The 14,015-nt window shown below is 60.1% G+C and carries 9 protein-coding genes and 2 pseudogenes; 3 read left to right on the top strand and 8 right to left on the bottom strand.

Annotated elements, in window-relative coordinates; all coding sequences use genetic code 11:
- Positions 1–20 precede the first annotated feature (20 nt).
- The 7 genes and pseudogenes from AC0L3I_RS32295 to AC0L3I_RS32265 form a co-directional block, all read right to left on the bottom strand.
- Positions 21–449, bottom strand: coding sequence for a hypothetical protein (locus AC0L3I_RS32295; protein ID WP_258118732.1), 429 nt, complete (start codon positions 447–449; stop codon positions 21–23).
- Between the two features lie 180 nt (positions 450–629).
- Positions 630–914, bottom strand: a pseudogene (locus tag AC0L3I_RS32290) (transporter); the annotation flags it as partial.
- A gap of 108 nt (positions 915–1,022) precedes the next feature.
- Positions 1,023–2,648, bottom strand: a complete 1,626-nt coding sequence (locus AC0L3I_RS32285; protein WP_473529614.1) for a DUF1254 domain-containing protein — start codon at positions 2,646–2,648, stop codon at positions 1,023–1,025.
- Between the two features lie 64 nt (positions 2,649–2,712).
- Positions 2,713–3,684: an alpha/beta fold hydrolase gene (locus AC0L3I_RS32280; RefSeq protein ID WP_473529613.1), complete on the bottom strand. Its 972-nt coding sequence runs from the start codon at positions 3,682–3,684 to the stop codon at positions 2,713–2,715.
- A gap of 177 nt (positions 3,685–3,861) precedes the next feature.
- A complete protein-coding gene (locus AC0L3I_RS32275; RefSeq protein WP_473529612.1) occupies positions 3,862–6,255 on the bottom strand; it encodes an arylsulfatase in 2,394 nt (797 codons plus the stop codon).
- Positions 6,256–6,370: 115 nt separating this feature from the next.
- Positions 6,371–6,898 carry a hypothetical protein gene (locus tag AC0L3I_RS32270; protein ID WP_473529611.1) on the bottom strand — a complete coding sequence of 176 codons (528 nt, stop codon included), beginning with the start codon at positions 6,896–6,898 and terminating at the stop codon, positions 6,371–6,373.
- Between the two features lie 136 nt (positions 6,899–7,034).
- Positions 7,035–7,856: pseudogene (locus AC0L3I_RS32265) on the bottom strand (transporter).
- A 1,409-nt stretch (positions 7,857–9,265) separates the two neighbouring features.
- Between AC0L3I_RS32265 and AC0L3I_RS32260 the strand changes: the two are divergent.
- Positions 9,266–9,541, top strand: coding sequence for a hypothetical protein (locus AC0L3I_RS32260; protein WP_473489620.1), 276 nt, complete (start codon positions 9,266–9,268; stop codon positions 9,539–9,541).
- Between the two features lie 694 nt (positions 9,542–10,235).
- Here AC0L3I_RS32260 and AC0L3I_RS32255 read toward each other — a convergent pair.
- Positions 10,236–10,763, bottom strand: a complete 528-nt coding sequence (locus AC0L3I_RS32255; protein ID WP_473529610.1) for a hypothetical protein — start codon at positions 10,761–10,763, stop codon at positions 10,236–10,238.
- A 651-nt stretch (positions 10,764–11,414) separates the two neighbouring features.
- Between AC0L3I_RS32255 and AC0L3I_RS32250 the strand changes: the two genes are divergently transcribed.
- Together AC0L3I_RS32250 and AC0L3I_RS32245 are read left to right on the top strand one after the other, a co-directional pair.
- Complete coding sequence (locus AC0L3I_RS32250; RefSeq protein WP_473529609.1) at positions 11,415–11,630, top strand: tetratricopeptide repeat protein; 216 nt, start codon at positions 11,415–11,417, stop codon at positions 11,628–11,630.
- Positions 11,631–11,816: 186 nt separating this feature from the next.
- Positions 11,817–13,976, top strand: coding sequence for a mechanosensitive ion channel family protein (locus AC0L3I_RS32245; protein WP_473529608.1), 2,160 nt, complete (start codon positions 11,817–11,819; stop codon positions 13,974–13,976).
- The last annotated feature ends 39 nt before the right edge of the window (positions 13,977–14,015 follow it).

Below are 14,015 nucleotides of genomic sequence, written 5' to 3'. Positions count from 1 at the left end.
TCTCCCGGTCTCAACATGGGTCACCGCCATCCAGCATCGGTGATGGCCTGACTGCATTTCGCGCCGACGATACGCGTCGCCTTCAGGAGACATCCAAGAATGTGCGCCTTGCCCGGGACCACGCCTCTGCACGCCCGGGCCGCATCACGCGCACAGATCTTGTCGACGCTTGCCTGCGCCGCCAGTCGTAGCTGGATCGAGGCGATCACGTCGGCCATGGTCGAGGTGCAGGCCGGTGAGACCTTCGCCTGATGCTGCGCAAGGCAGTTCTGGATTCGCCCATTGCCGAGATTGAGGCCTTTGCAGAATTTCTTGACGTCGGCGCCGCACTCCTTGGCAAGCAATGTTGCGGCGTCGGCATAGCTGATGGTTTGCGTCCGCCCGACCCCGGTTTGGACAAGAACGGCAATCAGGACCGTTCCGCTAAGAACGCTCAGTCTCTTGGCCATGCGTCACTCCCATCTCTGGTTGCTGTCGTTCAAAAATTTCGCCTAACCGCAGACATCAGCTCACGGCGTCGGTTGGCGCATTCCCAATGAACGTTGGCCCATTACTTGACCGGACGGAACGTAACTAACTGTATGCTACGGGCAGAATTGCAGTCGTTCCTCGAGGGCGAGGCGGGCGCACGAAATGAACAGGCTCTGAGTGGTATCACCGAGTCCGAATGTGTCGCCGTCAGGCGGCGGCAGATAATCCCGATAGGCGATCGGCAGGATGGTGCGCGAAATCATGTTCCAGTCTTCGCTGATGGAAATCGGAATGACTGGCTGAACGTTCGTCGTAAAGCCGTCATCGTCGGCGCCGGCGCCGACATCGAAGTTCATCTGAAACGGAACGCTGATAAGGCTCGCGATAGGATTGGAGAGCTGCTTCGCCAGTTCGTCGGCGTCTTGAGCGAACGACTCCTGTGTAGGCGATCAAGCACGCAAACGCGGCCAGTGCAGCGGCAAGACGGTCGGTCATCGATTCCCTCCCGAAAAGGAGCATGCGGCGGCTTGCGCCGCCGCATGCTCCATTCATCATTTCACCAGTTCGATCTCGCTCGGGCGCCACTCCTTCGTGAAGAACGGCTCCAGCGGGCTGTAGAGGCGCAGGAGCGTAAACCAGCCTTTCTTCGGGTCGGTCTGTATCCAGTTTCCGCGCGGCACGCCGTCGGGCTGGGTCGGGCCGAAGTAGATGGTCGTGGAGCCGTCTGCCGCTGCCTCGGCTGCAGGCGATGGATAGCTTTGGCTGCCGGCGCGCGGGTAACCCTGCGGTGTGTCGAGCATTGAGCGGGTCATGTTGTCGTAGAGCGTGAACGACCAGAAGTTCGCTTCCGGAATGCCCTTCGGCAGCGTCACCTTGTAGGTCTTGGCGCCGTCAAAGAAGTTCTTGTCGGCATCCGTCATGGCAAACAGATATTGCGACCCGATACCGGTCAGACGCATAGCCATGCCAGGCGTGATGCCGGTGACGCCGTAGAAGAAATTGGTGCGCGCATCCATGGTGCGGTAGCCGGTGGCTGGATAGGGCTTGACGCCTTCGGGCGTTATTTCAGGGATCGGTGTCTCGAACTCGTAGCCGGTCTGGAACAAATAATTCATCCAGGATGAATCGGGATAGTAGAACCAGCTCGGATCGCGTGTATTCATGAACAAGGTGCGCGAGGTTGCGTTGGCGACCGCGAGCCCTTCGGTCATGATCTTCTTCATGCGCTCGTCGGGCGCGAAGGGCTTGCCCTTGACGATGCCGATCGCCGCGATCGGACCCATCAGCTCCGGGTCGAGCGAGGTGGCCGGTTCGTTCTGCACGACCTCGTTGAGCATTTCGTAAAAGCTCCAGTCGTTGGGCGGAAGCGTGTTCATCACCTTGCCGCTTCCGTTGTGAAAGACGGTTGGCGGAGGCGGAGCGACTTTCCCGAGCTTGACTTTCCCGGCCAGGAAGTCGGCGACTGGAGTGCCGACACCGCCGACTTCGAAAGGATAGACCTTGGTGAACTTCTTGATCACTTCGACCGCCGGCTCGGGATCGTTATTTTCCAGGAACGACCGGCCGAACCACACGATGGAATTGGTGCGCGCGTGCGCGACGAAGAACCCGCCTTGCGGCAGCGGTCCCGTGTAGTCCGGCCCCACGATCAGATACTTGCCGCCCTCGCCGCGGTCGGGTCCGGGCGCGCCCACGTCGATCACCCAGCGGAACCAGGCATCCTGCACAGCGCCAAGAAACTTGGGCGGAGTCTCCAGCACAACAGGTCCCTTGCTGAGATCGAGGGTGCCCATCACGTAGATCGTGTCGGCATTCGCGGTCAGGAACAGCGACTTGGCATCCATCAACTGTTCGAAAACAATGACCTCGTTGTCCTTGACGCCAACGCTTTGCAGACCCTTGCGGAAGCCCTGAATGCTGACGCCCCGCATGTTGTCCATGAACGCCCGGTAGGCGTAGGTGAAGTCGAGGTTGTCGTAGAGCCTCTCTGCGGTTGCCTTGCTCGGCACGCCGTCCTTGAACTCGAAGTTGCCGATATTGGTCTCGACTCTGTCCGGCGTGACGAGTGACGGCGGGATTTCGGCCGCCTGGCTGTTGGCCTGAATGCTACCAGCGAGGAAGGTGGATGCGGCGAGGAGCACCATCAATCCGGGGCGCCTGCTGTGTATCGGTTTCATTGCTTAGTCCCTTTCTCCAGTTCACAGGTTTTTGGTTACGCTCGCTCCAAGCCGACAGAGCGGGTTACGGCTTGCCAAGCTGGCGGATGAAATCGATCATGTGGGACGCAGCTATCTCAGGCTGTTCCAGAGGCATGAGATGGGCCGCCGCAGGCACGTTGATCAGCGTCGCGCGATCACCCAGCTCCTTCTGGAGCGCCTCGCCGTTTTCAGGAGGCGCGATCTGATCCTCCGCACCCTGTAGGATCAAATACTTGGTCTGCCCCGGAGGCGCCCACCAGGCCTCAAGCGGCGTGGATTCGGCAGCCTGCTTTTCGATCGGCCCCGCTTCGGGAGCACGAGACGGCTTGAACAGCGCCCAGATTCGCTCGGAATCGTCCGGGTTGGAAACAAAATACGGCATGATCGCCAGCACTTCGGAATCGCTGGACGCCGGGTTGAGCAAAATGGCCAACGCGTGGCCGGCGGCCGGCTTGGGTTGTACCTTCCCGCCCGCCGCCAGCAGGATGACACTTCGCGTCAGCTCAGGATGAGATGCGGCCAACATGCGGGCAACACGGTTGCCGAAGTCGTTGCCTGCCACATTGACCGGCCCCAGCTTCAGGGCCTGAATAACCCCCGCGACATCGTCCGCAAGCGTCTGGAGCGTGATGCCGGTGCTTGAACCAGTACTGTTGCCTGAGCCTCGGAAGTCGATACCGATGACACGGTAGCCAGCCTTGGCAAGGGCCTCCGCCAGACCATCCAGATAGCCGACGGTAAGGGTTGCGCCCGGTAGCAAGACGATCGCCTCGCCTTCGCCTCGGCTGACGTACTCGATGCTGGAGTCGGCGAGCTTGACGATACCGGTCTCGACGGTCTGTGCGTGCGTGATTGTTGGGGATGTCAGCAGCACGAGGGCGGCGGCAACCACTATCGCGCCGATCAAGTTTGTTTCAACCCAAGGGGTCGGTCGCGCCTTCAGCGACAGCGCGAAGGGCAGTTGCGACGATCGAGTGAAAAGTCGACGTGAGTGCCGAAACAGTGAGACGTTCATTTCGGAAGTCCCTTTGGCGATTGCGACACGATCTTCCTTTGTCCGTCCGGCCGGATGATCAGCTGAAACCGAGATGCGAGGTCGATGTGTCCACGGGCCGCGCCATACGCGCGGCCGGCCGATAGCGGCGGCAAAGTTCGGCGGCCCCGATCACGCTCAGGGCCGCCGATGTCCGCCTCAGTTCAATTGCACCGTCAACTTGTCGATCGTTCCGGTGAACTCGAACGGCACGCGATAGTCCTTGTCCTCGACGCCGGTGCGGGTATCGACGCCGACATCGAATGTCTCGTCCCACGGCATCAGGGCAGGCACCGTATGGGGGATTTTCTGGCTGGCGACCTCCTTGCCGTCCACCTTCAGGACGCCGCTGCCGCCGCTGGCCATGTTGTGACTGTCTGACGTGAAGTCGAAGACGATGGTGTGCTTGCCCGGCGTCAGCGCGTCAGGGCCCTCCCAGCGGAATCGCTGCAGGTCCATGAAATTGTAGAGAAACACCGGCTTGCCCTTGAGCAGATAGAGGCCGTAGCCGGCAAATTTGCCGCCCGTCGTGACGAGCATGCCGTCGGCGCCGTTTGCGGGAACCTCGATATCCGCGGTGATGGTGTAGGACTTGTTCACGACGTTGGGCGCGTCTCCGCCGGGCAGGCCCGAGATCACGCCAGCATAGGTGAACACCTTCCGTCCGGCGGTCGCGCTTGGCCGGGGTGTCTCGAGGCGCTCGAGGATCGAGTTGTCGAGCGGGAACACGTCGTATTTCGCGGCTTCGAGCAGGAACAGTTGCTGCATTTCGCTCAGCTTGTCGGGATTGGTCGCCGCGAGGTCGTTTGCCTGGGAGAAGTCGTCGGTGAGATTGTAGAGTTCCCATTTATAGCCGTTGACGACTTCCGGCATCGCGGCCTTCCCCATCAGCCAGGGTGCGGCTGGTGGGGTTGTGCATGCATACCAGCCCTCGTGGTAGATGCCTCGGTTGCCGAACATTTCGAAGTACTGCGTCTGTCGAGCGGAAGGAGCTTCGGCGTTAGCCTTGTCCCAGGTATAGGCCATGCTGACCCCTTCGATCGGCTTCTGGGCAACACCATTGACCATCACCGGCGCCGGAATGCCCGCGGCTTCGAGGATCGTCGGCACGATGTCGATGACATGGTGGAACTGGTTGCGGACGCCGCCGGCATCCTTGATGCGGGCCGGCCACGCCATCGCCATGCCCTGCCGCGTGCCGCCGAAATGCGAGGCGACCTGCTTGGTCCATTTAAACGGCGTGTCGAAAGCCCATGACCAGGCCACCGACATATGCGGGTAGGTCTGGTCGGAACCCCACGCGTCATAGAACTTCATCTGCTCGGCAACCGGGACTGTCAGGCCCTCGATGGTGATCAGTTCACTCGGCGTGCCGAGCGTGCTCCCTTCCGCGCTCGTGCCATTGTCGCCCTCGATGTAGATGATGAGGGTGTTGTCGAGTTTGCCGACGTCCTCCACCGCCTGGATTACCCGACCGATCTCGTTGTCGGAGTAGGCCACGTAGGCGGCGAATACCTCGGCTTGCCGGGCGAAGAGCTTCTTGCTCTCGGGGTCGAGCGTATCCCATTTCGGCAGGTCGTCCGGCCAGGCGGTCAGCAGCGTATTCTGCGGGATGACGCCGAGACGCTTCTGGTTGGCGAATATCTCGTCACGCATGGCGTTCCAGCCGTTGTCAAACTTGCCCTTGAACTTCTCAATCCATTCGGGCGTCGGATGATGCGGTGCGTGCGTGGCGCCGGGAACATAGTAGACAAAGAACGGCTTGTCGGGCGCTGTCGCGTTCAACTGCTTGATGTGGTTGATCGCGTTGTCGGCCTCGTCGGTGATCAGGTTGTAGCCGGGCTTGTCAACCCAAGGGAAAATCTGCGTGTGGTCCTGGAAGAGATAGGGCTGCCACTGGTTGGTGTCGCCACCCATGAAGCCATAAAAATAGTCGAAACCCATGCCGGACGGCCATTGGTCGAAAGGCCCGGAGCTGCTGTACTGGAAAGACGGCGTATTGTGGTTCTTGCCGAACCAGGACGTCGCATAGCCGTTCTGCTTCAGGATCGTGCCGATCGTGGCGTTCTCCACACCAAGGATGGAGTCGTAGCCCGGATAGCCGGTGGCCTGCTCGGAAATGACACCGAAGCCGCTCGAATGATGATTGCGTCCGGTAATCAGCGCTGCCCGTGTCGGCGAGCAGAGCGCCGTGGAGTTGAACTGCGTGTAGCGGAGTCCCGACTGCGCGATCCGGTCGAGCGCCGGTGTCGGGACGACGCCGCCGAAAGTGCCTGAGACTCCATACCCGGCATCGTCGGTCATGATCAGAAGGACGTTCGGCGCGCCCTTGGGCGGCACGATTTGCGGCGGCCAATAGGGCTTCGAGTCCTTGGCGCTGAGATTGATCTCACCGCCGAACGCGTCCGGCGGATTGGGAAGGTACCTCCCGTCGACAGTCGTCGTGGCGCTGGGCGAGCCCGGCGTACCGGTGATGGTCTGCGCGTGGATTGGCGCAATGTAGAACCCACTTGAGATCAGAAATGACGTTAGCAACAACGTGCGAGATTTCATGACAAGCCTCCTGCCTTTCACTTGATGTGATTGGATCTTCCGCGATTGTGTCTTGGCTATTTCCGCTGCGTCGGCGAACAGCGGGCTCTCGGCTCCGTTGCCCGCGGTTAGTCCCCTAGTACAGGACAGCACGTCGATAGGTGCGGCGCGCCACGCCCGCATAGGAAACGGGAGTCAAAGGCATACCGATGACGTCGATGAAGACGGAGACCTCGGAACCCTTGTCGGGCATCTCCCCGTCGACGAGCTGGACCGTATAGGTGAGGTTGTTGCCCTCCAGCGCCGGGTCCTTGAGGACGACCACGACCTGCTTGAGCTCCTCCCCTTCGAGGATCGATAGGTCGGCGTTGGGTGGATCGGATAGGAAGCTGTCCTTGCCCTTGCTCCAGAACGGTATGAAGGCCGATGTTTTCATGTTTCCGGCAACGCGCTCCGGGCGGTCCGAGAAAAACAGCGTAGAGCTGCCGACATCCACCAGCGTCAGTTTGTTCGTCGTCTTGTCGTAGGTCATCGCATCGGCGGTCTGGACGAACAGAAAGTCGGCCATGTCTTCGGCCGCTTGTGCGCCCCGAGCCTTCAGCGAGGCAGCCGTCGCGGCGAAAGCCGAGGCGGCCAGAAGAAGGTTCCGTCTTGTCGTGAGCATGTCGTACTCCTTGTCCGGTCCACGTGTGTGAATTTACCTTACTCAACGGCATGGTTGGCGCGTTTTCATTTGGGCGGAAACGTAAGTAACGGTAAACTACAGGCTATTCTGAAGTATCGAGCAGGCCTGCCATGGGTCATTTCTTCGGGAACAGACGTGTAATTCCAGTGCGAAAGCCCCACCCCTCCGGGCCGCTTTCGGGGCTTTCAGCCCAGTAGCGGACGCCGGCGAAGAGGCTGATGGGCTGCTTGTCGACGACGACAAGCTTCGCGACCTGGGAGTTGACGGGAACGGACCATTCCTCCGCCTCCCAGTTTTAGGTGCTCTCCGTGTTCAGCGTGAACGTCCAGGCGTCCTTGGTCGTGTAGGAGACGAAGGGCTGCAGGAACGTCGAACTGATGTCGCCGCGATCGCTGTCGCCCGCGAACGACCAGACGTGGTTCGCCAATGCGCCGACCGTCCATCCGTGGCTCTGCTTCAGCACAACGGCGGTCGGGCCTGCGCCCCATTTGCCGCCGCCGAGCAGGTCGTCGGTCGCGGTAGGAACCAGAAAGACCGGGCCGACGCCCCAGACGATGCCGGATTCGGTCGGTTTTGACGGCGAGAAGAACAGGCTCTGCGTGATGTCGCCGAGGCCGGATTGCTCGCCCGACGGGCCGGCTATGTCGTTTTGCCAGATCACCGGCACGATCGTGCGCGAGATCATGTTCCAGTCGGCATTCAACGAGACTGGGATGACCGGCTGGATGTTGACATAGGCTTTCTCGCCGTCGTTCGGGCCGTAGCCGCTGTCATAGTTGAACTGAAACGGCACGCTGATCAGCGAGGCGATCGGGTTCGACAGCTTCTTGGCGAGTTCCCGCGTGTCGTCCTGGGCAGACGCCGCGCCGCTGAACAACAACGCCGGAAAGAACAAGGCAGTAACTTGCAGAACCCGAGTGGCAGATCGAATATCCATTGCCCCTCCATATCGGTGGGAAATAATGTCGGGTGTCACCGAACGCCCGGTGCTTGCCATGCTGCGCAGATATTAAATTCAACTGCTGGACCGGGGCTCCGCCGCCCTGAGTGCTAGCCAACCGTTGCTGGCGTAGAGTAGGGCAGCCCATACTCCATAGGGCAAGTAGCGGGTGTGTAACTTACGTGGGCAACTGTAGTCCGAACGGCAGCAATCGTCCTCTCAGGAGGATGCAACCTGACCATGTAAAGGTCGGCAACGGGTGCATAGTGTTGAAAATTGGCGCTGCCCTTCACAGGTGAAGACCAATGGGGCCTCATGATGCTTCTGGAAAGGGCCGGCGATACGTTTCCTATAAGATCACTTGTGCCATGCGGTTTTTACCATTGCGGCGACGCCAGGCGAACGGAGAAGAGCCTGCATATGCTCTGCCAGATCGTGCTCACCGCGCGCCTCCGATCTTCAGAAGATATCGGGCCTTGGCCCGGCGATCACCTTCCCTGACCGCAGGATAGCGCATACAGCCAGCCGCGCCATTTCCTCAGTCCGGCTGGCTCTGTCGTGGTCGCGGTTACTGCCGTCCATTTCGTGGATTGCCTTGCCGAACGCCGTGTACCCTGCCTTGTGCGCCTTTTATGGGCGTTCATGCCGACCGCGCTCGCTGCGGGATGTTCAGCAAATACCCCGTCACCCCACGTAACTTACATTCCGCTACCGCCTCCATACGATTATGCTGCTGCGGTCCCGGGAAAACACGAATTGCGCCATGAGGATGGAAGACGAACCGCCTGATGGAGCAGCGGCGCTTCGGAAACTGCGTGCCGCGTGCCAAGGAGAGCGCAATGAATAGCCGTCCAAGATCGTTGTGGATTCGATCCCTCGCCACACGCGTTCTCTTATCGGTTGGTCTCGGAGGTCCTATTGCGACCGCCACAGCCCAAGACCAGAGCGCTGACGTAAGGATCGTTGGCGACCAGGTGCGAAGCCAGGCCTTTCCTTGCGACAATCCAAGCTCGGCTGAGCGTATCGAAGCGGAGTCCGCCCCCAATCACACTGTCTACCTGCTCAAGTGCGAGGGCGTGACCTACCGGGTGGTTCTGATTCCAGATCAAGCAGCTCAAGTGACCGAAGCTAAGTAAACCCGCCCCTAGCGGCGCGCTCCTGCATGGATCGGTGCTTGACCGGATCGTAGTCCCTACAAGATCGTACACGCCTTGCAGATTGGCCTCGAAGATCTCACGGACATTGCGCTGACTGCCATCAAAGGCTGACTGTCTTGGTCCCGCCTGCAATTCCACCTGTAGGATACAGTTAGTTACGTTCCCTAAAGCAAAGCAATCGGCCAAGGTGACGCGTTCCTGCATGGATCGCTGCTTGGACGAAATTAAAAGCAACCAGGAGAAATGATCATGAACCTCAAGATGCTTTGCACGGGCGCGATGGCGCTTTCGATGATGACCGGCGCCGCACTTGCCGAGCACGGCGGCGCCCTCGATGAGCCGACGACAATGGCGCCCTTCTACACCGCTGCCGACATGAAGACCTTAAAATCGGAAGCCGACTTCAAGGACGCTTGGACGGGGTTGAAAGACGAGGATCGCGCCAAGATAACGCAGGAATGCGGCGGCATAGCCAGTGATGACCAGGGGCATGGCGCCTTCTGCACGATGGTTGGCCACCAGTAAACGCAGCCGGAAGTCGGAGATGGCGGGCAGCGTTGCCTGCCATTTTTCCATGACCGGATCTTTTCCCTCAGCGCTCATGAGATTACTGGCGGGGGCGTTCATTCGGGTGACATTGCGGCTAATTAAACGACGCTTTCAGATCGACCCCCAAAACTTCCGCTAAAGCGCCTATACTGGACACTCCCGAGCCTCTCTGGTCGCGCGTCCTCATGGATGGAGCGCTTGTTGGCATTCTGATTTACAACACGGCGGTATCAATTCTCCCCGTCTACGCGGGTGCAGTCCTAAAGATGACCGGCGTCATGCTTTGGTCCGCGGCTGGATTTCACGCGCTTCTTGCCGTCTGGAGTTGTCTGCTTCTACGTGGCGTTCCGAGCGAACTCCGCCGACAAATCGGTGACAACTGAGGGGGTCCTTGAAAAAGGGCAACGTCACGTTGCTTGTGGCATATCGCGTGATCTCGCTGCGATGCATGGTATTCCATCTCCACATTGCTGAAAAGTCCGCGACTAAGTCAAGTAGGGCGCTTGCCGCGACCGCGCCCGGCGGGCCACGGTGCTCCGCGCCACCCAAGAAATACACCCGCGCCCGGTGCCCAATTAGGCGTCGGGTGAAACAGAATTGCCAATTCTGTTTCAAACGCCAACTTCGCGTTCCGGGACCCATGAAAGGAAAATGACTGGTCAGAACGGGGTCACTGCGTGAGGCACTTGCGGCCCATTGCCATTGCCTTGTAAGTCCCCTTCAGATCGACGACAAAGGCCCCCTTGGTTTCCGGAAACACGATCATTTCATATTGCTTCGCCACGTCGCGCTTGAAATTCGGGTCGTCGGTCAAGATGTAGCCGCCAGAATATCCGCCCTTGAGGTCGCCGCTCATGCTGGTAGCCACACCCTCGTAGAGACGGCCACCGATGGAGACGAAGATTTCCGACTTGGTCCCGTTCTGAAGGCCGATATCCTGCTTCGTGAACACGCCAAGATACCCGACCTCCTGATTTGCGGTAACGCCCATTTGCACCGAATTTGGGCCATTTGAGTGCACGATCAAGCAATCTCCGCGGGTTTGATTGGCATAGACGGTCCAGCCCTCGACGTCGTGCCCGTATCGGACAAGCACGTCGCTGGCCTTGGGAAGGGGGCTTTGATCTTGTGCGTAGGCTGCCATCGCAGACGAAAGTGTTACTGACATTGCCGCGATGAGTGTCGTGAATTTTCGCATTGATATTCCCCTTGTGTGCAGGATTGTTTCTGGCTAAAGGCGCCCCATTTCGATTGCTCAGAGGCTGCTGTCCTCTTGCGGGGCGAGGCGATATTACGCGCTGTGAGTGACCTTGGCCGATCGGCTGACGTGAGGGAACGTAAATAACTGTAACCTACGGGCTAATACTGGCCAGCGCCTGCGGACCGTTCGGTCCTCGACGCCATCGACAAATGGCGGTTGGCACACATAGAACGCCGCTTAATCTCTTGCCATCCGACTATGTTCGTCAGAACGTCCGCAACGACGGCATGATGTCCGGTTTGACCCCGTTGCGGCCGTTCCTGAGAGATAGCCGGCGAACGACTATCAAGCGATAGCCATTGCCCTTTGGTCGGATATCGGTTTTGGCACGGCCCGAATTCCGTTCTCTCGGAATGCGTTGTGGACCGCCTTCAGTGCCGCCCGGTGGATCGCGGATTGCTTGCCCGGTTTCGCCGTAAACTTTGCCTGAATGACCATGCCGGGAAGGGGAAGCATCAACCTGATGACCGAGATTGCCGGCCAAGCGGCGGCGCGCGGAGACGATGCAGGCGCCATTGAATGATATCGGAGGATACTTGACGCTGACGGTTCCCAGCGTAACGCGCTCGCCGGGCTTGAGTTTCGGCGTTGCGGCTCGGAGACTATGACCTGGCAATTGAAGTCACGGCAAAGCTGCTCAGCCATGAACCCGCCAACGCTCAGGCCTATGCGGTCATCGCCATCGCTTACTACGCAAAAGGCGACTATGATCGGGCAAAGGAGAACGCCGCCAAGGCCCGTGACATAGACCCTTCCATCCGCTCGGCGGATGAACTCGACCGGCATGCTGGGCGGCCGAGCTGACTGACGGGGAGGTCAGCGGGCTACTCGAGGGACGAAATCGCGAGATCCAGCTCGCCAAGCATGCCTCAAAGCATGAAGGAAAGTGGAGCTTTGGTGATAATGTGGTTCGAAGGATTGGTTGTTATTTGGGAGCCTGCTCGGTGACTGGGTAGATCAGTCGAGATCGGATTTTCGCGGGAGGGCAGCATGAGAGCGATCGAGATATCCCGGCAAAAGTCGCCATTTTTGGCGGTGTGCGTCATGGCCGCGCTGGCATTGGTGTGGTTGGCGGCAATGGGCAGCGCCTCGATGGCGCAGGCGCAGCAAACTTCGACCGTGCCGGTGGCGGATGAAAAATTTCAGGCGTTCATCAAGATGCTTGATGATCCCGACATCCGCGCGCGGCTGGACGCCATGGCAGTGCCCCCTGCGGACAAACCAGGTGCGCCAGCCGCCTCGCAGATGGCGGTCTTGGACAGCCTCATTCGCAGCCATCTCGTTGCGTTGCGTAACGCGGTTCCGCGCATCCCGGGCGAGGCCGCAAACGCCGTCCGAATTGTGAGGTCAGAAATCAACAACCGTGGATTCGCCACCATACTTGTTCTCTTCGCAGCCTTGCTGGCGCTTGGCTTCGGAGCGGAGTGGCTATTCAAGCGTGCGGTGGGCGGAGTGAAGCAGCCTGGCTCGGGCCAGGCAGCCGGTGCAAGCGCCGCACGCGAGGCCAATCGTGCCGCCCGATTACTCGCGGAACTGGCGCCGCTCGTCGTGTTTTCCCTCGTCAGCGCTGGGGTTTTCCTGGCCTTCGATTGGCCCGCCTTGCTGCGCGTTGTCATCCTGACCTATCTGGTCGCATTCATCGTCGCGCGGGTGGTGATGGCCATCGGCAGGATCCTGCTTGCACCGAATGGCAGCGCCATTCCGGCGGGACAGGAGAAACCGCTCCGGCTTGTTCCGGCGAGCGATGCCGACGCCCATTTCTGGTATCGCCGGCTGGCCGTTTTCACCGGCTATCTGATGGCCGGATGGGCGACCGTCAGCCTGCTTCCGCACCTGGGCTTTTCGCCGGATGCAACGCGTTTGATCGCCTATCTGCTGGGCATCGGGCTTCTGGTCCTCGCCGTCGAGATGGTCTGGCGGCGTCCAGGCGGCCCAGCGACCACACAGCGCATAAGCACGAGGGAATGGCTCCTTACCATCTACCTGGTTCTCCTCTGGGGGCTCTGGGTCGCCGAGCTCAACGGCGCGCTATGGCTCGGCATCTATGCCTTGCTATTGTCAAAGGCGTTGACCATCGCCGGCCATGTGGCAGAGGCGCTGGTGGTCCGGCCGGACAATGCCACCTCGGCGAATTCCGTTCGCACAGTGCTGATCAACCGCGGCGTTCGCGCGCTGGTGATCCTGCTCGCGGTGCTGTGGCTGAGCCTGGTCTGGCGCCTGGACCCAGGTGTAATGGCAGAAGGTAATACCGCGATAAACCGCATCGTGCGCGGCCTGTTCCACGGTGTCCTGATCTTGCTGGTTGCCGATCTCATCTGGCAACTGGCGAAAGCCTATATCGGCCGGACGCTGGAACTGGCCGCGGTCGACGACACAATCACGCCGGCTGAGGCGGCACGCCGGAGCCGGCTCAGGACCTTGCTGCCGATCTTCCGCAACATCCTGGCTGTGCTGCTTGCTACTGTGGCCGTTCTCATGGTGCTTTCGGGGCTCGGCGTGCAGATCGCTCCGTTGATCGCCGGCGCGGGAATCTTCGGGGTTGCCATCGGCTTCGGCTCGCAGACCCTGGTCAAGGATGTGCTCAGCGGCGTCTTCTACATGCTCGACGATGCCTTCCGGGTCGGTGAGTACATCGAGAGCGGCAGCTACAAGGGAACCGTCGAATCCTTCAGCCTACGCTCGGTGAAGCTGCGCCATCATCGCGGCCCGGTGTTCACGGTTCCGTTCGGCGACCTTGGCGCGGTGCAGAACATGAGCCGCGACTGGGTGATCGACAAGTTCAGGATCCGGGTGTCGTTCGACACCGACATCAGGAAGGTGAAGAAGCTCTTGAAGGGTATCGGCGCGGAATTGCTTGCTGATCCTGAACTGGCGCCGGAGATCATCGAGACGGTGAAGATGAAGGGCGTCGAGCAGTTCGGCGACTTCGGCATTGAGCTGAGCTTCGCCTTCATGACCAAGCCCGGTCACCAATTCGGCGTCAGGCGCAAGGCCTACACCATGATCCAGCAGGCGTTCGCAGAGAACGGCATCCATTTTGCCCAGCCCACGGTCCAGGTGGGAACCGATGAGAAGCAGGCGGCCATGGCTGCGGCTAATGTGATATCGCTTGCCCAGCAGAAAGCAGCCCAGACTGTACAGGGTGAATAGAAAGCGGCGATCATCGAGTCGACGTCGAGAAGCAATGGT

This window comes from Mesorhizobium sp. WSM4840 (assembly GCF_055811755.1).
This window is presented reverse-complemented; position numbering and strand designations above follow the sequence as displayed.

Excerpts from the sequence above, each read along its gene's own strand:
- AC0L3I_RS32295 (WP_258118732.1), bottom strand. The coding sequence starts at position 449 with ATGGCCAAGAGACTGAGCGTTCTTAGCGGAACGGTCCTGATTGCCGTT.
- AC0L3I_RS32285 (WP_473529614.1), bottom strand. The coding sequence starts at position 2,648 with ATGAAACCGATACACAGCAGGCGCCCCGGATTGATGGTGCTCCTCGCC.
- AC0L3I_RS32280 (WP_473529613.1), bottom strand. The coding sequence starts at position 3,684 with ATGAACGTCTCACTGTTTCGGCACTCACGTCGACTTTTCACTCGATCG.
- AC0L3I_RS32275 (WP_473529612.1), bottom strand. The coding sequence starts at position 6,255 with ATGAAATCTCGCACGTTGTTGCTAACGTCATTTCTGATCTCAAGTGGG.
- AC0L3I_RS32270 (WP_473529611.1), bottom strand. The coding sequence starts at position 6,898 with ATGCTCACGACAAGACGGAACCTTCTTCTGGCCGCCTCGGCTTTCGCC.
- AC0L3I_RS32260 (WP_473489620.1), top strand. The coding sequence starts at position 9,266 with ATGAACCTCAAGATGCTTTGCACGGGCGCGATGGCGCTTTCGATGATG.
- AC0L3I_RS32255 (WP_473529610.1), bottom strand. The coding sequence starts at position 10,763 with ATGCGAAAATTCACGACACTCATCGCGGCAATGTCAGTAACACTTTCG.
- AC0L3I_RS32245 (WP_473529608.1), top strand. The coding sequence starts at position 11,817 with ATGAGAGCGATCGAGATATCCCGGCAAAAGTCGCCATTTTTGGCGGTG.